At 62.0% G+C, this 23,898-nt stretch carries 24 protein-coding genes, 1 tRNA gene and 1 pseudogene; 20 read left to right on the top strand and 6 right to left on the bottom strand.

What is annotated here, in order from left to right:
• Positions 1-92: 92 nt before the first annotated feature.
• The 9 genes from ACM0M4_RS03140 (at position 93) to qatD (ending at position 11,207) form a co-directional block, all read left to right on the top strand.
• Complete coding sequence (locus tag ACM0M4_RS03140; protein WP_054375851.1) at positions 93-3,830, top strand: EAL domain-containing protein; 3,738 nt, start codon at positions 93-95, stop codon at positions 3,828-3,830.
• Between the two features lie 16 nt (positions 3,831-3,846).
• A tRNA-Ile gene (locus tag ACM0M4_RS03135) sits at positions 3,847-3,923 on the top strand.
• 152 nt (positions 3,924-4,075) lie between these two features.
• The gene (locus ACM0M4_RS03130) at positions 4,076-4,213 is read left to right on the top strand and encodes a hypothetical protein (protein WP_024928367.1); all 138 of its coding nucleotides are present in this window, start codon (positions 4,076-4,078) and stop codon (positions 4,211-4,213) included.
• A 261-nt stretch (positions 4,214-4,474) separates the two neighbouring features.
• Positions 4,475-5,596, top strand: coding sequence for a Fic family protein (locus ACM0M4_RS03125; protein WP_024928366.1), 1,122 nt, complete (start codon positions 4,475-4,477; stop codon positions 5,594-5,596).
• Between the two features lie 170 nt (positions 5,597-5,766).
• The gene (locus ACM0M4_RS03120; protein WP_024928365.1) at positions 5,767-6,537 is read left to right on the top strand and encodes a nuclease-related domain-containing protein; all 771 of its coding nucleotides are present in this window, start codon (positions 5,767-5,769) and stop codon (positions 6,535-6,537) included.
• Between the two features lie 110 nt (positions 6,538-6,647).
• Positions 6,648-8,432, top strand: a complete 1,785-nt coding sequence (locus ACM0M4_RS03115; RefSeq protein WP_079456258.1) for a KAP family P-loop NTPase fold protein — start codon at positions 6,648-6,650, stop codon at positions 8,430-8,432.
• Positions 8,432-9,184, top strand: a complete 753-nt coding sequence (locus ACM0M4_RS03110; protein WP_024928364.1) for a hypothetical protein — start codon at positions 8,432-8,434, stop codon at positions 9,182-9,184. Before ACM0M4_RS03115 ends, ACM0M4_RS03110 begins: the two co-directional genes overlap by 1 nt.
• On the top strand, positions 9,166-10,485 hold the full coding sequence (qatC, locus tag ACM0M4_RS03105; protein WP_170835767.1) for a Qat anti-phage system QueC-like protein QatC: 1,320 nt from the start codon (positions 9,166-9,168) through the stop codon (positions 10,483-10,485). Before ACM0M4_RS03110 ends, qatC begins: the two co-directional genes overlap by 19 nt.
• A gap of 8 nt (positions 10,486-10,493) precedes the next feature.
• Positions 10,494-11,207 carry a Qat anti-phage system TatD family nuclease QatD gene (gene qatD / locus ACM0M4_RS03100; protein WP_071543164.1) on the top strand — a complete coding sequence of 238 codons (714 nt, stop codon included), beginning with the start codon at positions 10,494-10,496 and terminating at the stop codon, positions 11,205-11,207.
• Positions 11,208-11,389: 182 nt separating this feature from the next.
• Here qatD and ACM0M4_RS03095 read toward each other — a convergent pair.
• Together ACM0M4_RS03095 and ACM0M4_RS03090 are read right to left on the bottom strand one after the other, a co-directional pair.
• Positions 11,390-11,542, bottom strand: a pseudogene (locus tag ACM0M4_RS03095) (helix-turn-helix transcriptional regulator); the annotation flags it as partial.
• Between the two features lie 452 nt (positions 11,543-11,994).
• The gene (locus ACM0M4_RS03090; RefSeq protein ID WP_152959728.1) at positions 11,995-12,138 is read right to left on the bottom strand and encodes a hypothetical protein; all 144 of its coding nucleotides are present in this window, start codon (positions 12,136-12,138) and stop codon (positions 11,995-11,997) included.
• Positions 12,139-12,237: 99 nt separating this feature from the next.
• On the opposite strand from ACM0M4_RS03090, the gene impA reads away from it, so the two are divergent.
• The 5 genes from impA (at position 12,238) to ACM0M4_RS03065 (ending at position 17,109) form a co-directional block, all read left to right on the top strand.
• A complete protein-coding gene (impA, locus tag ACM0M4_RS03085) occupies positions 12,238-15,009 on the top strand; it encodes an ImpA family metalloprotease (protein WP_079456257.1) in 2,772 nt (923 codons plus the stop codon).
• A 190-nt stretch (positions 15,010-15,199) separates the two neighbouring features.
• Complete coding sequence (locus ACM0M4_RS03080; RefSeq protein ID WP_054375852.1) at positions 15,200-15,814, top strand: DMP19 family protein; 615 nt, start codon at positions 15,200-15,202, stop codon at positions 15,812-15,814.
• Positions 15,804-16,151 carry an SMI1/KNR4 family protein gene (locus ACM0M4_RS03075; protein ID WP_003113222.1) on the top strand — a complete coding sequence of 116 codons (348 nt, stop codon included), beginning with the start codon at positions 15,804-15,806 and terminating at the stop codon, positions 16,149-16,151. Before ACM0M4_RS03080 ends, ACM0M4_RS03075 begins: the two co-directional genes overlap by 11 nt.
• A 13-nt stretch (positions 16,152-16,164) precedes the next feature.
• Positions 16,165-16,635 carry a hypothetical protein gene (locus ACM0M4_RS03070; RefSeq protein WP_003099612.1) on the top strand — a complete coding sequence of 157 codons (471 nt, stop codon included), beginning with the start codon at positions 16,165-16,167 and terminating at the stop codon, positions 16,633-16,635.
• Between the two features lie 15 nt (positions 16,636-16,650).
• Positions 16,651-17,109: a DUF6985 domain-containing protein gene (locus ACM0M4_RS03065; RefSeq protein WP_049304444.1), complete on the top strand. Its 459-nt coding sequence runs from the start codon at positions 16,651-16,653 to the stop codon at positions 17,107-17,109.
• Between the two features lie 9 nt (positions 17,110-17,118).
• Here ACM0M4_RS03065 and ACM0M4_RS03060 read toward each other — a convergent pair whose 3' ends face one another.
• Complete coding sequence (locus ACM0M4_RS03060) at positions 17,119-17,277, bottom strand: YqaE/Pmp3 family membrane protein (protein ID WP_003084988.1); 159 nt, start codon at positions 17,275-17,277, stop codon at positions 17,119-17,121.
• Positions 17,278-17,464: 187 nt separating this feature from the next.
• Here ACM0M4_RS03060 and ACM0M4_RS03055 point away from each other — a divergent pair, with 187 nt between their 5' ends.
• The gene (locus ACM0M4_RS03055; protein ID WP_003117947.1) at positions 17,465-17,980 is read left to right on the top strand and encodes a hypothetical protein; all 516 of its coding nucleotides are present in this window, start codon (positions 17,465-17,467) and stop codon (positions 17,978-17,980) included.
• On the opposite strand, the gene ACM0M4_RS03050 is transcribed toward ACM0M4_RS03055, so the two are convergent.
• Positions 17,970-18,308, bottom strand: a complete 339-nt coding sequence (locus ACM0M4_RS03050) for a carboxymuconolactone decarboxylase family protein (RefSeq protein WP_003084980.1) — start codon at positions 18,306-18,308, stop codon at positions 17,970-17,972. The genes ACM0M4_RS03055 and ACM0M4_RS03050 overlap by 11 nt on opposite strands.
• 117 nt (positions 18,309-18,425) lie before the next feature.
• Here ACM0M4_RS03050 and ACM0M4_RS03045 point away from each other — a divergent pair, with 117 nt between their 5' ends.
• From ACM0M4_RS03045 to ACM0M4_RS03035, 3 genes are all read left to right on the top strand, one after another.
• Positions 18,426-19,337, top strand: a complete 912-nt coding sequence (locus ACM0M4_RS03045; protein ID WP_003117946.1) for an AraC family transcriptional regulator — start codon at positions 18,426-18,428, stop codon at positions 19,335-19,337.
• A gap of 177 nt (positions 19,338-19,514) precedes the next feature.
• Positions 19,515-19,868 carry a DUF805 domain-containing protein gene (locus ACM0M4_RS03040; protein WP_003084974.1) on the top strand — a complete coding sequence of 118 codons (354 nt, stop codon included), beginning with the start codon at positions 19,515-19,517 and terminating at the stop codon, positions 19,866-19,868.
• 128 nt (positions 19,869-19,996) lie between these two features.
• Positions 19,997-20,692, top strand: coding sequence for an HAD family hydrolase (locus ACM0M4_RS03035; RefSeq protein WP_003084972.1), 696 nt, complete (start codon positions 19,997-19,999; stop codon positions 20,690-20,692).
• 7 nt (positions 20,693-20,699) lie between these two features.
• On the opposite strand, the gene ACM0M4_RS03030 is transcribed toward ACM0M4_RS03035, so the two are convergent.
• The gene (locus tag ACM0M4_RS03030) at positions 20,700-21,188 is read right to left on the bottom strand and encodes a M48 metallopeptidase family protein (protein WP_003084971.1); all 489 of its coding nucleotides are present in this window, start codon (positions 21,186-21,188) and stop codon (positions 20,700-20,702) included.
• Between the two features lie 112 nt (positions 21,189-21,300).
• On the opposite strand from ACM0M4_RS03030, the gene ACM0M4_RS03025 reads away from it, so the two are divergent.
• The gene (locus ACM0M4_RS03025) at positions 21,301-22,479 is read left to right on the top strand and encodes an NAD(P)/FAD-dependent oxidoreductase (RefSeq protein ID WP_003101608.1); all 1,179 of its coding nucleotides are present in this window, start codon (positions 21,301-21,303) and stop codon (positions 22,477-22,479) included.
• Here ACM0M4_RS03025 and ACM0M4_RS03020 read toward each other — a convergent pair.
• A complete protein-coding gene (locus tag ACM0M4_RS03020; RefSeq protein ID WP_003084969.1) occupies positions 22,476-23,243 on the bottom strand; it encodes a class I SAM-dependent methyltransferase in 768 nt (255 codons plus the stop codon). The two genes, ACM0M4_RS03025 and ACM0M4_RS03020, sit on opposite strands and share 4 nt — an antisense overlap.
• 229 nt (positions 23,244-23,472) lie before the next feature.
• Between ACM0M4_RS03020 and ACM0M4_RS03015 the strand changes: the two genes are divergently transcribed.
• Positions 23,473-23,898 carry a YybH family protein gene (locus ACM0M4_RS03015; RefSeq protein WP_003101606.1) on the top strand — a complete coding sequence of 142 codons (426 nt, stop codon included), beginning with the start codon at positions 23,473-23,475 and terminating at the stop codon, positions 23,896-23,898.

Genomic DNA, 23,898 nt, shown 5'->3' with positions numbered 1-23,898 from the left:
GCCTGAAAAACCGGGGGTTTTTCTTTGCCGCTTGCCCCGCCGCCCGGCGTCTACACTTCCGCTTATATTCCCGTCCACCGCGAGACCGCCTCATGCAGCGTCTGCAGGCCGTGCTTCTCCTGTGTCTGGCCTGCTGCTGGCCGGGGCTGGCCGGCACCCTCACGCTCACGCCCGAGGAACGGGCCTGGCTGGCCGAGCACCCGAGCATCCGCCTGGGCGTGGACACCTCCTGGCCGCCATTCGAATACCGCGACGAACAGGGCCGCTACCAGGGACTCGCCGCCGGCTACGTCAGCCTACTGCAGGAACGCCTGGGCGTCAGCCTGACGCCTGTCGAACCGAAGACCTGGACGCAGGTCCTGGAGCAGGCCAAGGACGGTCGGCTGGACCTGCTGCCCGGCATCATGGCTACCCCGGAGCGCCAGGAGTACCTGAGCTTCACCCGGCCCTACCTGGACTTCCCGATCATCATCCTGGCACGCAAGAACGGCACGATGCCGAAGCGCATCGACGAGCTCTACGGGCTCAAGGTCGCGGTGGTCGACCACTATGCTCCTCACGAACTGCTGATCGCCCAGCATCCCGACCTCACCCTGCTGCCGCTGCCTTCGGTAGCGGCAGCCCTGCAGGCGCTGGCCACCGGCCAGGCCGACGCCTTCGTCGGCGACTTCGCCTCCAGCGTATGGAACCTCCGCCAGCTCAAGCTCAACGGCCTGGAGATCAGCGGCGAGACGCCATACCGCTACCAACTGGCGATGGCCGTGCCGCGCGGACAACCGATCCTCGCCGGGATCGTCGACAAGGTCCTCGCCGACCTCAGCGCCGAGGAGATCGAGCGACTCCAGGCCCCCTGGGTCGGCGGCCTGCTCGACCGACGTCCGGCCTGGCGCGAGATGGCGACCTACGGTCTTCCCATCGTCCTGCTGATCCTGGTCTCGGTCGCCATACTGCTGGCCATGAACCGCCGCCTGCGCCGCGAGGTGAATCGCCGGCGGCAATTGGAGCGCGAACTGCGCGACAGCGAACAGCACTACCGAGGACTGGTGGAAAGCCTGAATGCCATCGCCTGGGAAATGCGCCTCGAGGAGAACCGCTTCACCTACGTCTCGCCCCACGCCGAACGCCTGCTCGGCTATCCCCTTGGCGAATGGCTGCAGCCGGGCTTCTGGCAGCGGACCCTGCACCCCATGGACGCCGAGTACGCCATCCACTACTGCATGAGCGAAAGCCAGGCCGGACGCGACCACAGCTTCGACTACCGGATGCTCGCCGCCGACGGCCGGGTAGTCTGGATTCGCGATCTGGTCACCCCGATCACGCAAGGCCGGGACCTGCTCCTGCGCGGTCTGATGATCGACATCACCGAGGCCAAGCTCACCGAGCAGGCCATGCGCCTGTCCGAACAGAAGTTCGCTTCGGTGTTCCACCACTGCCCGGACATGGTGGTACTGGCCAACGGCGCCGACGGCCGCTTCCTCGCGGTGAACAGCACCTTCGAGCAGCAGATCGGCATCGCCGCCGACGACGCCATCGGCAAGACCGCCACCGAGCTGGGCATCTGGGCACTCCCCGGCCTGGGCCCGCAGGTCCTGGAAAAGCTCGGCCACGGCAACCTGACCAACCTCGAGGTGCCCCTGCGGCGCCGCAATGGCAGTACCTTCAGCGCGCTGCTCAGCGCCCAGCACGTGGCCCTCGACCAGACCCCGGCGCTGGTGGTAGTGATCCGCGACATCACCCACCTGGTGGAGACCCAGGAACTGCTGCGGATCTCCGAGGAGAAGTTCGCCAACGCCTTCCATGCCTACCCCGACGGTCTGCTGATCAGCCGCCTCGAAGACGGCACGCTGATCGACGTGAACGAAGGCTTCACCCGTCTCACCGGCTACCGCCGCGACGAGGTCATCTCCCGCTCCACGCTCGAACTCGGCCTGTGGGTCGACACCGAGGACCGCAAGCGCCTGATCTCGCTGGTACGCCACCACACCCTGACCCAGGGCTTCACCGCCCCTGTACGGGACCGCAACGGTGGCATCCGCCAGTGCGAGATGTCCGCCCACCGGATCAGCATCGATGGCGAGGACTGCGTGCTGACCATCGCCCGCGATATCACCGAGCGCCAGCTCATGCAGGAGAAGCTGCAGCAGGCCGCCACCGTCTTCGAAAGCACCGCCGAAGGCGTGATGATCACCGATACCCGCCAACGCATCACCGCGGTCAACCGCGCCTTCAGCGAGATCACCGGCTACAGCGAGCAGGAGGCGCTGGGACGCTCGCCCAGCCTGCTCTCCTCCGGACAACACGACTCCAGCTTCTACCTGGCCATGTGGAACCAGCTGGAACGCGACGGGCACTGGCAGGGCGAGATCTGGAACCGACGCAAGACCGGCGAGCTGTACCCCGAATGGCTGACCATCAGCGCGGTACACAATCCGCAGGGCGAGATCACCCACTTCGTCGGCGTCTTCGCCGATATCTCCACCCTCAAGTACGCCCAGGCCCGGCTCGACTACCAGGCCCACCACGATCCGCTCACCGGCCTGCCCAATCGCCTGCTGTTCGAGAGCCGGCTCAATCACGCCCTCGACGAGGCCCGCGAAGAGAGTCGTCCCGGCGCCGTGCTGTTCATCGACCTGGACCGCTTCAAGCACATCAACGACAGCCTCGGCCATCCCATCGGCGACCTGCTGCTCAAGGCCATCGCCGAACGCCTGCGCGACCAGTTGCGCGACGTCGATACCGTGGCCCGCCTGGGGGGCGACGAATTCATCATCCTGCTCCCAGGCCTGCACCAGGAAAGCGACGCCGAGCACGTCGCGCGCAAGCTGCTGAATGCCTTCACCGCGCCGTTCCAGGCCGACGGTCATGAATTCTTCGTCAGCGCCAGCGTCGGCATCGCCCTGTTCCCCAAGGACGGCGACGACGCCCCGACCCTGGTGAAGAACGCCGACGCCGCCATGTACCGCGCCAAGTCGCGGGGCCGCAGCCGCATCGAGTACTACACCCGCGAACTGACCTACCTGGCCACCGAGCGCATGGCGCTGGAAACCGAACTGCGCCGCGCCCTCGAGCGCGACGAGTTGCAGCTCTACTACCAACCCAAGCTGAGCCTGGAGAGCGGCTTGCTGGTCGGCGCCGAGGCACTGGTGCGCTGGTACCATCCGCTGTTCGGGGAAATTTCCCCGGAGCGCTTCATCCCCCTCGCCGAGGATTGCGGCCTGATCCTGCCCCTCGGCGACTGGGTGCTGGAACACGCCTGCCAGCAGATGGGCGAATGGCAAAAGCTGCACGCGCCGTTCGGCCCGCTGTCGGTCAACCTCGCCGGCGCCCAGCTCGGCCAGCCGCAACTGATCGAACGCCTCGAGCAACTGCTGGAGCAGTCCGGCCTGGAACCGTCGCGGCTGCAACTGGAAATCACCGAGAGCTTCATCATGAATCAGACCGAGGAGGCCCTCGCCGTCCTCCACGGCCTCAAACGCCTCGGCGTACAGCTGGCGATCGACGACTTCGGCACCGGCTACTCCTCGCTCAGCTACCTCAAGCGCCTGCCGCTGGACATCCTGAAGATCGACAAGTCGTTCATCCGCGGCCTCCCCGACGATCCCCACGATGCCGCCATCACCCGCGCCATCATCGCCCTCGGCCGCAGCATGCAGCTCACGGTGATCGCCGAAGGCGTGGAAACCGAAGGCCAGCAGAGCTTCCTCACCCACGAAGGCTGCGAGCAGATCCAGGGCTTCGTCCTCAGCCCGCCGCTGCCCGCCGAGCTGTTCGCCAGCAAATTCCTCAAACCGCGCCAGCCGATTGGCGCTCCCCGAGAAGCGCCGGTATAATCCGCCGACCTTCTGGGGGCCTATAGCTCAGTCGGTTAGAGCAGAGGACTCATAATCCTTTGGTCCACGGTTCGAGTCCGTGTGGGCCCACCACCTTCAAAGCCGCGCACTGCGCGGCTTTGCGCTTTCTAGGGTAGTGGCCTCATAAACGGCTCCATGGCCAAAAGGTACAAAATCGGTACAGTACTGGTTCGCCAGTCTGCCTTTGGAGTCCTTATCTGATGGCAACAATCGTCCCCCTTCCCGTGGTCCGCAAAACGGACTGGCCGACCAACGGAAAAACCTTCCGCACCAAGCGCGACGCCGAAGACTGGGCACGCCGCACCGAAGACGAGATGGTACGCGGCGTGTACATCCAGCACAGCGGCTCCGAGTGCATGTGACCTGCCCCCATTTTGTAGCCCGAGAGCTACATGTCCCTGCATCAAATTTTATCGATGCCCAAGGGGTACGGCCGACCTCTGTCCACAAGGTTTTTGACGTGCTGAAACAGGCGCTTTAGCTGACTCAGCCACCCTGAACAGGCATGCTCATCAAGCTATCAACCCAGCTTGAGAATTAGACAGTGAGCCGAATAGTTGGCATTATCGGCTCACAAAATGAGCCGAATAGGCTCTCTAATCGGCTCAAGATGAACATCCCTTATGAACGACCCACTCTGGATCTGGCAGCAGCCCGACTGGCCGCAGTTCAACTGGCAAGCCGAAGCGCTTGCACCACTGCTGCGCTCCTGTAGCCAGGCTCAGGGTCGTTTGTTAGGAATGCTCGGTGCCGTGGGGAGTGACACCGAAGTGCAGAGCAGCCTGGATGCCATGCTGCAGAACATCGTCACCTCTTCAGCCATTGAGGGAGAGCAACTGAATGTCGGTTCGGTGCGCTCATCATTGGCACGGCGACTGGGATTGCACGAAGAAGGTCGAACCACCTCTCGCTCCGAAGGCCTGGCGGAACTGCTGCTCGATGCCACCCACGCACATCAAGAGCCGCTAGACGAACAGCGACTGTTCACCTGGCACAGTTGGTTATTCCCCACCGATGACCAACTTCTGGCTCGACCACTACACATCGGCGCACTGCGCGGCGAAGAGCCCATGCAGGTAGTTTCGGGTCGGATAGACCACCCTACCGTATATTTCGAAGCCCCTCCCCGCGCAGGGTTGGAAGCGCAACTGGCGGACTTTCTCGCCTGGTTCGAAAGCAGCCGCAGCGATGCCAGCCTCGACCCGTTTCTGCGCGCCGGTATCGCCCATTTCTGGTTCGTGACCCTGCACCCCTTCGACGACGGCAACGGTCGCCTCACCCGCGCTATCACCGATCTGGCATTGGCTCAGGGCGAGCAGCAAGCCATTCGCTTCTACGCCATGTCTGCGAGCATCCTCGACGACCGCGCCGGCTATTACCGCATCCTAGAAGCCAGTCAGAAAGGCGGGCTGGATATCACCAAGTGGCTGCAGTGGTTTCTCGAAACCTTGCTCAAGAGCCTGGAGCAAGCCCTTGCCCGTATAGACCGCGTGCTGGTCAAGGCGCGCTTCTGGCAGGCACACCGCAGCCAAACGCTATCGGCGGAGCAGATCAAAGTGCTTAACCGCCTGCTCGATGGCGGCGAAAGGGGTTTCGAGGACGGAATCAGTGCCGCTCAATACCAAGCCGTGGCCAAGGTATCCAAAGCCACCGCGACCCGTCACTTGAGCGACCTGCTGGAAAAGGGCTGCATCGAGCGACTGCCCGGCGGAGGGCGTAGCACCCGTTACCAGATAGCACGCTGAGCTCCTGCACCGGGCTCATCAGCCCTTGATGCGTCATCGCGCCATAGAACAATGGTCGCGATCCCCTTGAGTACTCGAAAGCAATTGGCCATTATCGGCTAAGTGCCAGGCATCTGGATTTCGGCACACCTGCTCGCCTCTCCATTAAGCAGCTCGGCTCAAGGAAGAAAATGGATTACAGCCCGATAGTCGTCCAGGTCTGGGGCATGCTGACCTGGTTTATCCCGGCAGCCCTGCTGATCGGCCTGCTCAAATCGCCTTGGGCCAAGGGGCAGGTCGGTGAACTGCTGGTGCGACTGTTCGCCCATTGGCAACTGGACAGGCAAACCTACCGCCGCCTGCACAACGTCACCCTGAACACGCCGGACGGCACGACACAGATCGACCACGTATTCCTCTCCCCCTACGGCATCTTCGTGCTGGAAACGAAGAACATGAGCGGCTGGATTTTCGGCAGCGAGAAGCAAGCGCAGTGGACGCAGAAGCTCTACAAGCGCACGTTCAAATTCCAGAACCCGCTGCGACAGAACTACAAGCACCTCAAAGCCCTGGAAGCCACCCTTGGCGTTAACCCCGAGCACCTGCATTCGGTGATCACTTTCGTCGGCGGCAGCACCTTCAAAACCGAAGTGCCAGCCAACGTCACCCAGGGCATTGGCTTTATTCGCTATATCCAGTCATTCCAGCAGGCGGTATTCAGCGAGGCTGAAGTCGGCGCCATGCTGCAATCCCTGCAAACCGGCCGCCGCGCGCCGACCCTCGCCACCCATCTCGAGCATGTACAGAACCTCAAGCGACGGAGTGATCCGGCAGCAGAGCGGCGATGTCCGAAATGCGGCAGCGCGCTACTAATCCGTACCGTGAAATCAGGGGCGAAAGCAGGGCAGCAGTTTTGGGGATGTTCAGCATTTCCCAAGTGTAGAACGATGCAGAATATTTGAAACGCTGGGGAAGATTGATAATCCCGGCATGTTGCCGGCTAGCAACAACCACTCGTTGAAGAGATAGAAAAAATCTCGTTTACAGGATAGCTAGGGGAGGGAACATCGACATGTGGTCAGATACCGAATCTGATAAGGACTACCTTAATTTTGGGGAGGTCTCGCAAATCGCAGTCGACATCCTCACAACAGAAGGCATGTTACCGGTCTCTGTTGGAGTTTTCGGTAACTGGGGTGCCGGCAAATCCTCTCTTTTGAAGCTAATTGAGGAGAAGCTTGAACAGGATGATAAAGACTGGATCGTCATTAAGTTTGATGCCTGGCTCTACCAAGGGTACGACGATGCCCGAGCAGCTCTCCTTGAGGTTATAGCTACTGCCTTGACCCATGCCGCAGATGGAAATGCAAGCCTGGCCACAAAAACCAAAAAGCTTCTCGCACGTGTCGATGGATTCCGCGTAATGGGCTTACTAGCAGAGGGAGCTGCCCTGTTTGCCGGAGTTCCCACCGGAGGCCTTATCGCCAGAGGAGTTGGCGCGCTGGAGAATGCCACTAACGGCATTCAAGATCAGGAGGAGTACGAAAGCCTTGGGAATATAGCTAAAGAAGCGAAAGAGCAGGCTGGCGGCCTGCTGAGGCCTAAGAAAAACAAAAGCCCTCCCCAGCAAATTAACGCTTTCCGGACAGAGTATGGACAGATACTAGATGAACTCGGTAAGCCACTGGTGGTTGTTATCGATAATCTCGATCGCTGCCTACCCACCAACGCCATCCATACTCTTGAAGCAATTCGGCTGTTCCTATTTCTGACAAATACAGCCTTTGTAATTGCAGCCGATGAAGAAATGATTCGATCATCAGTGGCTGACTATTTCAAAGGGGCCTCTGACCGGCACCAGATCGATTATCTGGACAAGCTAATTCAAGTTCCCATTCGAGTGCCCAAAGCTGGCGTTCGAGAGATTCGCTCTTACCTATTTATGTTATACGCCATTGACCACCGCCTGCCCACCGACAAGCTTGAAAAGCTTCGAAGCGGCTTGGAAGAAGCGCTGCAACAGTCTTGGAAAGACGATCCCATTACACGACAAGACGCTCTGATACTGACTGGAGAATCAGAAGACGGCGACTTAGCCAGGGCATTTTCTCGTGCAGATCGTATTGCACCGGTACTCGCCAACTCCCCTATCATCCACGGAAATCCCAGAATAGTTAAACGACTATTAAACGTCGTAAAAATGCGATCACAAATTGCTAAACGCCGCTCCATGCCTCTAGACGAAGCAATTATAACTAAATTAGTTATATTTGAACGCTGCGTGGGGGTGAAGGCAACGGCTGATTTTTACCGCCTAGTAGATGCTGAGCAGGGAACGCCTACCCTGCTCAAGCAGCTGGAAGAAAACGGTGGCCGGATACCCGAATACGCCCCAAAAACATGGACAGATAACCCCACCACCAAATCATTTATTAGTGACTGGGCTCAACTTGAGCCTCGTCTTAGCGGAGTCGACTTAAGAGCTGCGATTTATCTATCTCGGGAAACAATGCCCATCGGTGCTTATGTGGTGGGCCTCTCCCCAGCTGGAAGAGAAGCACTTGATGCATTGGTAAATACCAAGAACACAAGCTCACCAACTGCAGAAAAAATATTCGACACGCTCCCACTAGAAGATCAGATACCGGTAATGGAAGGAGTTATTAGCCACCTCAGACAGATATCTGATTGGACTCGGCAACCAAAAGGATTTGCCGGAGCATGCTTACTGGCTCGTCATTCGGAAGATGCTGCCAAGATACTAGTTCGATATATTCAGGACTTGGACTTGGGTGGCAAATACCCACCGTGGATGGCCACAGCTTTGAAAGAAGAACAATGGCATAGGGACGTTTAATGGGAACCTCGCAATCGAGTACAGGCCCGGGAGGTGGTTCACCACTGGTACCGGCTTGGGCAGATGACCAACCACAACAGCCATTACCACCTCCAGAAGCGGCACGCTTCGCGCCTTTTCGAAAATCTTTAGGTAGTGCTGTATCCAGCGGCAATCGAGATGACTTTAGAAAAGCTATCGGACACTATGCTCGAAAGGCTAGCGGCGGCGGCGGAGCTGCAGCCAGAAGAATGGGCAGCGTCACTCAGGCAGGGGCAGGCCTCTTCGGAGCACTGGCAGGACTGCCTGCTGGCACAGGCGAGATAAGTATTGATCTTGGGAGTCTAGCCGGTCTGCCCTGCGAGCTAGCGATTTCCTCCATATCTCAAGCATTGACAACCGAAGATGGTGACTCGGAGAAAATCCGTGCAGCAATGAACCATGCTTTAGTTGAAGCGCTGGATGGCGTGGAAACTTTCGACCCCCAATGCATCTCTGACGAAGTAATAGTAAACGTCATGATTGGATACCTGTCCGAGAGCATCTTTCTACAGATGGTGATGGATTCAGATAAAGCCTGGAACAAGGCGGAAACCACTGCCCAAGCAATACGGGCAGAAACGGAGCTACGAGAACTGATAAAAGTTGTAGTCGACAAAAAAATGGCCCCTAAGCTCACCAGTAATGTAAGAGCTATTAGCCGGAAGCAAATGGCCCAAATTGAACGCCAGGCCATTATTGATGCGTGGGCAGAATGGGAGGCCTACCAGTGACACAGTTAGTGTTCCATCACAATACTAAACACCTACCTTCTGCCAGTGACACGCTATTACCCGTTCAACTTTATGGAATCAGTGGAAAGACTAGAGGTGACATATCCACAATCGGGAATCCAGTTCTCGATAGGATGCAACGCCTAGGGATACAAGTTCCAAGCCAGGTTATGGACTTTCTAACAATCGCACTTTCAGTGACGGCTGCGGACACCTTTGTCCGGCGGACCGATGCTGAAGATGGTTGGACACGCCGATTCAACATACAGCTCCCTCTCTGGGAACCGGCTCGATGGTTACCACTGCAAAAGGATTTAGAGGATGCACTCCACTTCCTGAGTGGCGACATGTGGGAATTTGAGTTCCAAGAAGGTGGCTACCCTCCTCCAATACCTTATCGACAGAAAGACCGATTCCAACTGGTGAATCTCAAAGGACTTGACTCTGTATGTCTTTTTTCAGGCGGATTGGATTCAGCGATTGGCGCAATTGATCTGATGGAGAAAGGCCGCGCTCCGCTACTGGTAAGTCATGCTTATAAGGGGGACAAAACGTACCAAGATAAGATTGCTCTTGCATTTAAAGGACGATATTCTCGCTTTGAGGTCAACGCAGATCCTCATTTGTATACGGGGGAAACGGACATCACGATGCGGACCCGTAGTCTCAACTTTCTTGCATTTGCAGCTGTCGGCGCCTGTGCTGTACAAGCTGTTTCCCAGCAAGAGAAGATAGATCTATTCGTACCAGAGAACGGGTTTATTTCATTGAATGCGCCACTGACGCCACGCCGAATCGGAACGCTGAGCACTCGAACCACCCACCCACACTTTATAGAAAGTATTCAACGTATTTTCGACGCGTCGGATATCCCTTGCAGAATAATCAACCTTTACCAATTCAAAACCAAAGGTCAGATGGTCGCAGAATGCAAAAACAAAAAGTTGCTGGCAGGTATCGTAAATAGCACGATCTCATGTAGCCATTGGAAGCGGTCTAATCAGCAGTGTGGCGTATGCGTGCCCTGCATTATTCGTCGCGCTGCTCTTCATGCCGGAGGAGTCAACGATAATGTTGAATACGCCTTTGATGCGTTAGCTGACGTCCTGAGTGAGGTTGACCGTAGAGATGACCTTTTAGCTTTGTGCATTGCAGTCACACAGAAAGCAATCCGAAAGGCCGGACCATGGATTGCAGATAGCGGCCCCATTCCTGTAGCAGCGTACAAAGACTTCCAGAATGTCTTTCTGAATGGACTTAATGAGGTTGAAGCCCTCCTGAAATCCGAGGGAGTCCTGTGAACATAGACATGCATTGCCACCTTGATCTGTATCCAGACCCATTTAAAGTGGCTGAGGAATGCAGGCAGAGAGGAACATACGTACTTTCGGTTACAACCACACCCAAAGCGTGGGAAGGAACCTGTCGTCTTGCAGAGGGAAGTCCGCGGATACAAACAGCGCTAGGCCTCCACCCACAAATTTCGCACCAACGACACCAAGAGCTAGCGTTATTCGATGCACTGCTCCCGAATACGAAGTATGTAGGGGAGATAGGCCTTGATGGGGGGAGTGGCTTCAAAGAACATTGGGAGATTCAGCTGAAAGTATTTCGACACATACTCAACTCTGTAAATCAAGCTGGCGGGCGGATCATGACGATACACAGCCGAGCAAGTGCGGCAGCTGTATTAGATGAGCTTACAGGTATAGATGGAGTGCCGATACTGCACTGGTTTACAGGAACAAAGAGTCAATTGAAAAAAGCAATAGATATTGGCTGCTGGTTCTCAGTTGGCCCAGGAATGTTAAGCACTAAGAAAGGAGTCGAGCTCGTCTCGATGATGCCACAGAACAAAATTTTGACAGAGACAGACGGCCCATTCGCCAAGTATAAAGGTAATCCCTTGATGCCTTGGCAATGCGATATAGCAGTAAACATACTTTCATCTATGTGGAACCAATCGAGTGCACACACAAGCATAATCCTAAGAGAAAACTTAAAGTCCATCTTATCTTATTGATTTTATGCCGAGCATCAACTGCACCTATTGTTCACTTCAACAGGCTTAGCACATAGGCCGGGGATGTCTACCGGAGCGGGGGGGGGTAGAGCGCCAAGCCTGAGTTCCTCGCGGCACAGAGAACAGTACGCTGGCTGTACAGTACCCAGCTTCTATAGTTTTCGCTAAATTTGCTCACCCCCCATTCCCACCGAGAGGCCGCCTTTCTCGATGGCGATGACCTTTTGCCGGGTGATGCCCGCCAAGGAAGCGAGCGCGACCTGCGTCAGCCCCCGATTCAGACGGCGCTGCCGAAGCTGCTCGCCGAGTCGCAGTGCGATAAGGGAATAGTCCATGTTCTGTATACGAAACAATTTATGTTTCATGTAACGTATGCTGAACCACTGGAGAAATCAAAACCTGCCGATAGGTCTCTACCGTTGCACCGGCGAGCCGTGCTGCAGGTCACAGGCTTCGGTGTCAATCGCCACCCACTGCGCGATCAATCGCAGGGGGTCGGCGGCAGCAGCGCAAGTTTCGGCGAAGGCGAACTGGCGCTGGCGGAGCGGAATCCGATGGACGTGGCGCTCTGCTCGCCGCCTGAGCGTGGGAAGGCACTTATCAGGCACTTCCGAAGGCACTACCGGACGATATCGACTCCATCGCCAACGCGGTAACTTCGAAGCACCCAAACCTTCATGAAACTGCAACTTCCAACACTATCGACAGCTCTGGAAATACATCCTCGGTATTTTCCAAGACCCTAACCAAAGTCTGGATCGTTTCGTCACAGGAAACGCTGGAGCGCCTACTCCAGAGCGCTTCGAACAATCGGTAAAAATAAAATCAAAATAATCAGACGCAGTTCAAAAACAACCAGAACAGATAGTTTTTCCGCCTTTCCCAACATGCTCCTCTCGCCTTGACTCGTTCGATGCAGCGGATCGCCCATGCGTATTTCCGGCATTGTCCGAGGCCCATTCCCTGTTCGATGCGATACCCGGCGCCCCCATAACAATATGCCGCCCTCCACGGGCCGATAGCGCCAGTTGTGAGCCTGTCCACCACTGCATTTCCCTCACTGCAAGGAGAGAACATGAGTCGCTCACCCATCCCACGCCACCGAGCGTTGCTGGCCGGTTTCTGCCTGGCGGGCGCGCTGTCCGCCCAAGCGGCCACCCAGGAAGAAATCCTCGATGCGGCACTGGTCAGCGGGGATTCCTCGCAACTGACCGACAGCCACCTGGTCGCCCTGCGCCTGCAGCAGCAGGTCGAGCGCATCCGCCAGACCCGCACGCAGTTGCTCGACGGTCTCTACCAGAACCTCAGCCAAGCTTACGACCCCGGCGCCTCCAGCCAATGGATAGTGCCAGCCAACCCGGACAACACCCTGCCCTTCCTCATCGGCGACAAGGGCCGCGTGCTCGCCAGCCTGAGCCTGGAGGCCGGCGGCCGCGGCCTGGCCTACGGCACCAACGTGCTCACCCAGCTGAGCGGGACCAATGCCGCCCACGCGCCGCTGCTGAAGCGGGCGGTGCAGTGGCTGGTGAACGGCGACCCGGGCGCGGCCACTGCGAAGGACTTCAAGGTCAGCGTGGTCGGGGTGGACAAGACCGCCACCCTCAACGGCCTGAAGAGCGCCGGCCTGCAACCGGCGGACGCCGCCTGCAACGCGCTGACCGACGCCAGTTGCGCCAGCGCCAGCAAATTACTGGTACTGGGCAACGGCGCCAGCGCCGCTAGCCTGAGCGCCACGGTGCGCGCACGGCTACAGGCTGGGCTGCCGATCCTCTTCGTGCACACCAATGGCTGGAACCAGAGCAGCACCGGCCAGCAGATCCTCGCCGGCCTGGGCCTGCAGGAAGGCCCCTACGGCGGCAACTACTGGGACAAGGACAGGGTGCTATCCAGCCGCACCCGGGCGCGTTCGGTCGAGCTGGGCGGCGCCTATGGCCAGGATCCGGCGCTGGTGCAGCAGATCGTCGACGGTAGCTGGCGCACGGACTACGACTGGTCGAAATGCACCTCCTACGTCGGACGCACCACCTGCGACGACGTGCCGGGACTGAGCGACTTCAGCAAGCGCGTCGATGTATTGAAAGGCGCCCTCGACGCCTACAACCAGAAGGCGCAGAACCTCTTCGCCCTGCCCGGCACCACCTCGCTGCGGCTCTGGCTGCTGTGGGCCGACGCGGTGCGGCAGAACATCCGCTACCCGATGGACAAGGCCGCCGACACGGCGCGCTTCCAGGAAACCTTCGTCGCCGACGCCATCGTCGGCTACGTGCGCGAGGCCGGCGCGGCGCAGAAGGAACTGGGCAGCTACGCCGGCCAGCGCCAACAGTCGATGCCGGTATCGGGCTCGGAGGAAACCCTGACCCTCACCTTGCCGTCGGCCCAGGGCTTCACCGCCATCGGCCGCATGGCGGCGCCGGGCAAGCGCCTGAGCATTCGCATCGAAGACGCTGGCCAGGCCAGCCTGGCGGTCGGCCTGAACACCCAGCGCATCGGCTCGACGCGGCTGTGGAATACCCGCCAGTATGACCGCCCGCGCTTCCTCAAGAGCCCGGACATCAAGCTCCAGGCAAACCAGTCGGTGGCGCTGGTATCGCCCTACGGCGGCCTGTTGCAACTGGTCTACAGCGGCGCCACGCCGGGTCAGACGGTAACCGTCAAGGTAACCGGCGCGGCCAGCCAGCCGTTCCTCGACATCCAGCCAGGCGAGGACAGCAGCCAGGCGATTGCCGACTTCATCCAGGCGCTGGACGCCGACAAGGCCGACTGGCTGGAGATCCGCAGCGGCTCGGTGGAGGTCCACGCCAAGGTGGAGAAGGTCCGTGGCTCGATCGACAAGGACTATGGCGGCGACGTCCAGCGCTTCATCCGTGAGTTGAACGAGGTGTTCATCGACGACGCCTACACCCTGGCCGGCTTCGCCATTCCCAACCAGGCGAAGACTCCGGCAATCCAGCAGGAATGCGCGGTGCGCGGCTGGGACTGCGACAGCGAGACCCTGCACAAGCTGCCCGGCACCCAGCACATCAACGTCGACCAGTACGCCCAGTGCGGCGGCGGTTGCAGCGGCAACCCCTACGACCAGACCTGGGGCCTGAACCCGCGTGGCTGGGGCGAAAGCCATGAGCTGGGCCACAACCTGCAAGTGAATCGACTGAAGGTCTACGGCGGGCGCTCGGGCGAAATCTCCAACCAGATATTCCCGTTGCACAAGGACTGGCGCGTGCTCCGCGAGTTCGGGCAGAACCTCGACGATACGCGGGTCAACTACCGCAACGCCTACAATCTGATCGTCGCCGGGCGCGCCGAGTCCGATCCGCTGGCAGGCGTATACAAGCGTCTGTGGGAAGACCCGGGCACCTACGCGCTGAATGGCGAGCGGATGGCCTTCTATACCCAGTGGGTGCACTACTGGGCCGACCTGAAGAACGATCCGCTGCAGGGTTGGGACATCTGGACCCTGCTCTACCTGCACCAGCGCCAGGTGGACAAGTCCGACTGGGACGCCAGCAAGGCCGCTCTCGGCTACGGCACCTACGCCCAGCGCCCGGGAAACAGCGGCGATGCCAGCAGCACGGACGGCAACGACAACCTGTTGCTCGGCCTGTCCTGGCTGACCCAGCGCGACCAGCGACCAACCTTCGCGCTATGGGGCATCCGTACCTCGGCAGCCGCGCAGGCGCAGGTGGCGGCCTACGGTTTCGCCGAGCAGCCGGCGTTCTTCTATGCCAACAACCGGACCAACGAATACAGCACGGTGAAGCTTCTGGACATGAGCCAGGGGTCGCCGGCGTGGCCGTTTCCGTGAGTCGTAGCTGAGGGGGCTGGCGCGGGGTGATGCTTCTCGCTCCGCGCCGGTCCTCATGCCCCTCTCCCCGAAGGGAGAGAGGGTCGGCCATGCCAGCGGGCAATGCCGTGCCAGGCTGGCAAGCCAAACTGTCGTTCAAGCTGAACGATCCTGCGCAATAATGAGCCCCTTCCACCAGCAAGGACCGCTCATGACCGACCGCCTTCCCTGCCGCGCCTGCGGCCATCTCATCCTCCCAACCACGGCGGCGAGGAACGACGGACTGTGCATGCCCTGCAAGGGCGGCTACCGGCAGAACATCGAGGATGGCAAGCGCTTCCACGCGGAGCGACGGCGCTACCTGGCGAGTCCGCAGGCGCTGTACTGGAGCGCGCTGGTGAATCGCGTCTACGATGGCCGCGAGGGATTCGCCGGGCTGTCGCCGGCCGAACGGAGCTACTACGCAGTGAGCGTGCTCAGCGGCGAAGTGCACAACGGCGGCTTCGACCAGTACTTCGGCAACTCCTCCGGCGACCAGTACCAGGCGGCGCGCGCGGGTCTTCGCGAATTGGAGGCGGAGGACGCCCTGACCCTGCTGGAGCGAGCCGCCGCCCTGCTGTTCGGCGACGGTCCGGTGCCAGTCTCCCAGGCCGAACGCCAATTGCGCATGCCGACCTGGGCCGATGAACCCGACCGCGACTGCGAAGCGGCCCTGGATGCGCTGGACACGCGCTTCTACGCCCTGGCCGACGCGCTGGGCGAACGCCTGCTGGCCCATGCCCGCCACCATGCATTGTTCGCCCTGGACGAGCCCGATGAAGCCTGAATTGGATGCCCTAGAGGCCTGGCTCGGACGACCGCTGCCGGCTGCCTTCGTCGCCGCTCTGGAGCAGCACGGCGGCCGCCTCGTCGAGCCGGGCCTGCTGCTCTACGCCGCCGACGAGTTGCTGGAACGCAACCGGGCCTTCGAAACCTCTCTCTACTGCCCCGGCTACCTGGCCATAGGCGACGACAGCGGCGGCCGCGCCGTGGTGATGGCCCTGGACGATCACCGGCAGGCGCTGTTCCTGGTCGACCATGGCGCGATGACGCCGGACTGCTTCGAACCCCTGGCACCCAGCCTGGAGGCCTGGCTGGAAGCCGGGCCCTGCCTGCCCGAATGACGGAGAAACGCCCATGATTCCTTTCGGCCTCAGCCCCGAACAATTCCGCGAGCGCTACCGCCGCGACCTGCAACGCGCCGCGCCGGGCGTGATCCAGCGCCTGCGCGAGCTGCTCCGGCAACCCCTGGAGGAAGGACTGCGCGACGGCGAGATCCAACTGTTCCTCGGCGAGGACGGACGCGACGCAGCGGAAGCGTGGTTGTACCTGAATGGCGCCAGCAACCGGGTGGACGCCAGCGACCCGCGCCTGTTTCCCGGCAAGGCGCTGGACCTGGCGCTCGGCCTGGGACATGCCCCGGATTTCGACGAAGCCTATTTCGCCGACGGCTTCGGCGGCGTCGACCTGCTCGCCGATACGCTGCAAGCCTGGTTCGCCGAGTGCTGGTGGAAGGCCGGCGGCTGGGCCTGGCCGATCCCGCTATGGCTGCACGTACACGATGGCTTCGGCGACGGCCGTGGCATCGCCCTCACCGAACGCTGCTGAACAGGGAGACCACGCATGGAACTGATCCGCAACCTGGACGATGCGAACATGGGCGAAGTGTATTGGCGCCTGTACCGGCGCTACATCAGCCTGTTCATCGAGAACGAGGCCGACGACGCCTACGCCTGGCGCTGCGCCCGAGCCCTCGACGAACTGGATGACGCCGTGGTCGAGCGGCTTTGTGCCGCCAGCCTGCGCTACCGCGCCGCGTGCCTGGAGCGGCTGGGCGAGTCTGCGGAGGAAGTCGCGCCGGCGCACGCGGTGCTGGAACGGATCGAGCCGGGCGAGCTGATCGTGCCCGACCCGGAACAGGGCGACGAAGCGGTGATCCACCTGTCGCTGAACTGCGAATGGGACCGCGAACACGGTATGGAATGGATCGTCCGGGACGGCGAGGTGCTCTATGTCGGCCCCTTCCACGGCGAAGACCCGTGGCGGGACTTCACCGTGAAGGAACCATGGAACTACGCCTGAGCAGGGGCCTCAACGCTTGGCGATGATGTACACCGCGTGGACGATGCCCGGGATGTAGCCGAGCAGGGTGAGCAGGATGTTCAGCCAGAAGGCGCCGCCGAAGCCGACTTGCAGGAACACGCCCAGCGGCGGCAGGAGGATGGCGATGAGGATGCGGATCAGGTCCATGAACGGAACTCCTTGGTCCAGGGTCGATACGGTGTCCGGCGCGTGAGCCGGCGTTTTTTCGCGTCACCCTATGACTGACTCCCGCCATTCGCGGAGGGTTCAACCGCAACGGTACTCGCCGCCTGTCACGCGCAGCGGTACGCTTGAGCCTACGCTCATGCGAGCGGACAACCCGCAAGGAACATCCATGTCCGACCTGCCCCCGCGTCCCGCCTTCTGGCCGTACCTGCCGGGCTACGCCCTGTTGCTGCTTTCGGTGCTGCTCTGCGCCAGCGGCAGCTACCGTTTCGTCACCCCGATGGCGCTCGCCGACGGCGTCGACCTGGTCTACCTCAGCCAGGGCCTGGCGCTGCTACCGCTGGGTACCGGGCTGGTCGGCCTGCTCGCGGGCTTCCTCCTGCATGTCCGCGGGCGCTGGCTCGGCGCGCTGCTGGCGCTGCTGCCGGCGACGCTGATCTGCGCCTGGAACCTGTACAACTATGCCGCCCACGGCGACGAGGCGTTGTCGCCGAGTTTCGCCCAGTACACCCAGGCGCTGCTCGGCCTGCTGCTGCTCGGCGGCGTGCTGAGCCTGGTCGACCTGCTCCACGGCAGGCCCTCGACGCTGCTGCGCAAGGGCCTGCTGGGGCTGGGCTGGCTGGCCCTGGTGGCCTGGCTGGGGTTGCTGTTCTACCTGCAGCGCCTGTACGGCCTCACTTTTTGAACTGGTCGTAGGCTTCCAGCGCGCGCAGCGAATAGACATAGGCGGCGCCGGCATTCAGGGAGATGGCGGTAGCCAGGGTCTGGGCGATTTCCGCCTCGCTGGCGCCGGCCTTCAGCGCGGCCTCGGTGTGCACGCCGATGCAACCGTCGCAACGGGTGGTAATGGCCACGGCGATGGAGATCAGTTCGCGGGTCTTGGCATCCAGGGCGCCCTCGGCGCTGGCTTCCTCCAGCGCGCCATAGGCGGCGAGCATCTTCGGGTGTTGCTTGCCCAGGGCACCGAAGGCTTTTTTCACGGCGGGGACGAACTCGGTCCAGTTGTTCAGCATGGTGATATTCTCCGTTGCTTTCGCGCCGGGAGTGGCGCGTCGGGTTACCAGTCTCGACCAGTCTGGACCGCGCCGCCTGCCCATGCGTCTCTACTTTCGACCTGATCGGCTCATCCCATGGACCCACTCGACCGGCTCATCCAGCTCGCCAACCTGCAGGGCCGCCTCGACCAGCGCTGCCAGCTACAGGGCAGCTGGGCGCTGGAGCACCCGCAAGCGGTGCCCGGCGAGGCGACCTTCCATATCGTCATGGCCGGCACCTGCTATTGCGAATTCCTCGATGGCGGTCGCCTCGACCTGCATCCCGGCGACCTGATCCTGTTGCCACGTGGCACCCCGCACCTCCTGCGCAGCGACAGCCCGGCGCAACCCTGCGAACCCACCGTAGAGCACCGCGGCAGCATCCCGCTGTACCAGTTGAACGGCCCCGGCGAGGCCCTCGACATGCTTTGCGGCAGCTACCGCTATCACGCCGGTGCCAGCCTGTTCGGCGCGCTCCCCGAGCGCCTGCTGGTGCATATGGACGAGTCGACCCAGCAGCCCCTGCGCGCGCTGATCGGGTTGATGCGCGAGGAAGCCGAGAGCACCCGCAGCGGCGCCCGCTCGATCATCGACGCGCTGGCCACCGCGCTGTTCGCCCTGGCCCTGCGCGCCTACCTGGACCGCCAACCGCTGGGCGACGGCCTGTTCGGCCTGCTGGGCGACGCCCGCCTGGGACGAGCCCTGCGGGCCATGCTGGAACGCCCGGAGCATGCCTGGACCCTGGAACAGCTTGCCCAGCAGGCGGCGATGTCGCGGGCCAGTTTCGTCCGCGCCTTCTCCGCCCTCGGCGGGACCTCGCCGTGGAACCTGCTGACCCGCATCCGCATGGAGAAGGCTCGCGGCCTGCTGCGGCAAACGCAGAAGAGCCTGCTGGATATCGCCGCCGAGACCGGCTACCAGTCGGAGGCAGCGTTTTCCCGCAATTTCCGCCAGGCCTTCGGCGAATCGCCCGGCCGTTTCCGCCGCCAGGCCGACCCCGCTCGCTGAAAGCGCTACCGGCGCACATTTCGGCGATCCGCTGCTATGCAATGTGAATGATTTTCGCAACATCCTGTACGAATTCACTGACAGTACGGCTACACTGTGCTTTCCCGGCAAGGAGGCGCGGGGGTACTTGTCGCGGCACCCACTTTCCCGCTTTACCAGTACGCCCAGGAGGCAAACATGGAATGGTTTCTGAAATGCGTGAAGGAACACTACTTCGACTTCAACGGGCGTGCCCGTCGCAAGGAATACTGGATGTTCACCCTGGTGAACATCATCATCTCCGTCGCGCTGAGCGTCGTGCTCGGCCTGATCAGTGAAAAGCTCCTGCCGATCGCCAATCTCTACTCGCTCGCCGTGCTGCTGCCGGCCCTGGGCGTCACCGCCCGGCGTCTGCACGACATCAACAAGAGCGGCTGGTGGATGCTGATCGCGCTGATCCCGATCGTCGGCCTGTACCTGATCTACCTGCTGGCCAAGGACAGCGACGCCGGCCAGAACCAGTACGGCCAGAACCCGAAAGGCATCGCCTGATTCCTTCCCGCCGGGCCGCACGGCCCGGCGTTCTCCCTCTCCCTGTTTCCCTTCCCGCCCCTGACCGGGGTTAGAATGCCTCGCTCCCACTCCGGCGCCCTGCGCCAACGCCCGCAGCGAGGTAGCCCATGCCCCATCCCATCGACGCACTGATTTCCGACTGCGACGGCGTCCTGGTCGACAGCGAGGTCATCGCCGAGCGCGTGATGTACGAGGCGCTCAGCGCCTACGCGCCGCTGGAGGAGCTGCAGCGCCTGCTGGAAGGCACCTTCGGCCTGACCAGCCGCGACATCCTCGATCGCGTCGAGAAGCACTTCGGCCTGCGCATCCCCGACAGCTTCAACCGCGAGGTGCGCCAGCGCAGCGAGGAGATGGTCGCCCAGGTCCAACCCATTCCCGGCGCACGCGAGGCGCTGCTGGCCCTGGACCTGCCCGTCGCGGTGGCCTCCAACAGCCGCCGCCACAGCCTGGAGCGCTCGCTGGCGCGCGCCGGGCTCAGCGAACTGATCGGCGAACGCCTGGCCAGCGCCGATATGGTCGCCCTGCCCAAGCCCGCACCCGACGTCTACCTGCACGCCGCCAGCCTGCTCGGCGTCGCCCCCGAGCGTTGCCTGGTGGTGGAAGACAGCAGCACCGGCACCCGCGCCGCCCTCGCCGCGGGGATGCGGGTGATCGGCTTCGTCGGCGCCGGGCACATTCCCGCCGGGCACGCAGAGGTACTGCGCGAGCTGGGCGCCATCGCCATCGTCGAGCACATGCGCGAACTGCCGGAGACCGTGGCGCGCCTGCGCCGCGAGAGCCGAGTGGCGCTGGGAACGCCGTAACCGGGCGTCAGAGACTCTTCCAGGTCAGGTACACCCGCAGGTCGAACTCCAGCTGGTGATAGTCCGGCAGCATGTACTGGCAGAGCTGGTAGAACGCCTTGTTGTGCTCGCTTTCCTTCAGGTGGGCGAGTTCGTGGACGACGATCATCCGCAGGAACTCCGGGGCGGCGTCCTTGAACAGGGAAGCCACGCGGATTTCCTTCTTCGCCTTGAGCTTGCCGCCCTGCACCCGCGAGATCGCGGTGTGCAGGCCGAGGGCGCGCTGGACCACGTCGAGCTTGTTGTCGTAGAGCACCTTGTCCAGGCCCGGCGCGTTGCGCAGGTGTTCCTGCTTGAGGTTCATGGTGTAGGCGTACAGCGCCTTGTCGCTCTGCACATCGTGACGCCCCGGGTAGCGGCGCTCGAGGTACTCGCCCAGGCGGTTCTCGGCGATCAGCTGGCGGACCTGGTCCTGCAGCGATGCGGGATAGGCCTGGAGGTACTTGAGGGGGATCATGCACGGGTCCGGCGGTTCGCGGAAAACGCCCAGTGTACCGCGTCGGGAGCTCCGGCGGCCGACCGCCGCTTCGGGTAAGATGCGCGCCGTTTCCGATGAGCGGAGTGGGACAGTGGCAAGTACAGATGTGCTGATCGTTGGCGCCGGGGCGGCCGGGCTGATGTGTGCGATGACGGCGGCCGGACGCGGGCGCCGCGTACGGGTGCTCGACCACGCCAACAAGGCCGGCAAGAAGATCCTCATGTCCGGCGGCGGGCGCTGCAATTTCACCAACCTGTACACCGAGCCGGCCAACTTCCTTTCGCGCAATCCGCACTTCTGCAAGTCGGCGCTGGCCCGCTACACCCAGTGGGACTTCATCGGCCTGGTGGCCAAGCACCAGGTGCCGTACCACGAGAAGAAACTCGGCCAGCTGTTCTGCGACAACAAGTCCAGCGACATCCTCGAGATGCTGCTGCGCGAATGCGCCGAGGCCGGAGCGGAAATCCTGCTGGACACCTCGATCGAAGAGATCGCCCGCGACGACGCCGGCTACCACCTGCGTACCAGCGCCGGCGAGATGCGCTGCGAGTCGCTGGTGATCGCTAGCGGCGGCCTGTCGATCCCGACCCTCGGCGCCAGCGGTTTCGGCTACCAGGTGGCGCGCCAGTTCGGCCACGAGGTGCTGCCGACCCGCGCCGGGCTGGTGCCGTTCACCATCACCGACCAGTTGAAGGAGCTGTGCGCCGAGCTTTCCGGCACCTCCGTGGATTGCCGGGTGAGCTGCAACGGCCAAGTGTTCCGCGAGAACCTGCTGTTCACCCATCGCGGCCTCAGCGGCCCGGCGATGTTGCAGATTTCCTCCTACTGGCAACCGGGCGATACCCTGGAAATCGACCTGCTGCCGGACCACGACGCCAGCGAATGGCTGGCGCAGCAACAGCGCGAGCGTCCCAACAGCGAGCTGAAGACCCTGCTCGCCGAGCTGTTCACCAAGAAGCTCGCCGGACTGCTGGCCGACCGCTGGTTCGTCTCCAAGCCGATGAAGCAGTACACCCCGACCGAACTGGCGGGTATCGCCGGGCAGCTTTCGGCCTGGCGGGTCACGCCCTCGGGCACCGAGGGCTACCGCACCGCGGAAGTGACCCTGGGCGGGGTGAGCACCGACGAAGTGTCGTCGAAGACCATGGAGTCGCAGCGCTCGCCGGGGCTGTATTTCGTCGGCGAAGTACTGGACGTCAGCGGCCACCTCGGCGGCTTCAACTTCCAGTGGGCCTGGGCCTCGGGTTATGCGGCGGGGCAGTACGCCTAGCGCGCCTCGGCCAGATAGGCCTCAGTGCGATAGGGCAGCGCTACCTGCTCCTTCCCCTTGAGCGCCGGATGGCTGGCGACCAGCTCGCGCAATTGCGCCGCCACGGCGTTCTTTTCCGTCTCCGGCAAGGCGGCGATGAAGCTCACCGAAAGGAAGCGCGAGACGATCACCTGCTCCGGCGGGCCGACATGCTCGTAGGCGAAGGTGGACAAGCGCAGCGGTCCGAAGGGCGCGCGCTCGAACGGCCGACGCCAGTCGCCCTTGTAGAAACGCGGCGCATCGCCTTCGTAGGGGGTGATGATGCGGGTGATCTCGGCGACCCAATCCAGCGACTCGTCACGCACGTTCCACACCAGCCCCAGCCTGCCTTCCGCCGTCAGCACGCGGCGCATTTCCTCCAGCGCCTCCACGGTGGCGAACCAATGGAAGGCCTGTGCGCACACCAGGGCGTCGGCGAAGCCGTTGGCCAGCGGAATCGACTGGGCGCTACCGGCCAGCGCCTGGACCTGCGGCAAGGCTTCGGCAAGCTGGGCGCGCATCGCATCCACCGGTTCCACCGCGACCACCCGCGCGCCGGTACGGGCCAGCAGGCGGGTGAACTTGCCGGTGCCGGCGCCGAGGTCCACCGCGACGGTCTGCGGACGCAGGCCAAGGGCATCGCGCAGCCAGTCGGAGAGCGCTTCCGGGTACTCGGGCCGGCCCTGGGCGTAACGCTGGGCCTCGGCGCTGAAACCTTGCTGGGCGGCGCTGTGTACGGACGACATGAGGGACCTCCTGGGCGGCAGGGAAAGCCCGAGGTATAGCACAGCGGTTTTCCTCCGAATTCCAGACGAACGGTTCAAAGCCTTGCGCAGCGTGGCTCGCAGCCATTGGTCAGGGGCTTCGTGGACCTCTCGGGGAAGAGGCTATTGTCGATCCGAAGGCCCACCCGACGACCAGGGTAAAAGCATCCCGGCACACGCCGGCGTCCCCCGCCACAACCAGGAGTCAGCCATGAGCAGCGAAGTCAGCGCCATCCGCCAATTGATCGAAGACTGGCGAGCCGCCGTCCGCGCCAGCGATGTTCCGCGCATCGTCTCGTACTACGCGGAGGACATCGTCGCCTTCGACGCCATCCTGCAATTGCAATTCAAGGGGCGCGACGCCTACCAGAAGCACTGGCAGGCCTGCACCGAGATGTGCAAAGGACCGATGACCTTCGATATCGCCGAACTGCAGATCCATGCCGACCCGCAGGTCGCCTTCGCCCACTACCTCTGCCACTGCGGCGGCACCGGCCCGGACGGCCAGCCGCACTCCTCGTGGATGCGGGTCAGCGCCGGCTACCGCAAGCACGGCGACGGCTGGAAGGTGATCCACGAGCATTTCTCGGCGCCGTTCGACATGGACGGCAAGGCGCTGTTCGACCTGCAGCCCTGA

It is taken from the genome of Pseudomonas sp. 18-147 (assembly GCF_051048045.1).
Taxonomy (GTDB): Bacteria; Pseudomonadota; Gammaproteobacteria; order Pseudomonadales; family Pseudomonadaceae; genus Pseudomonas; species Pseudomonas aeruginosa.
The sequence above is the reverse complement of the archived record's forward strand: the minus strand, read 5'-3'. Positions and strand labels throughout refer to the sequence as shown.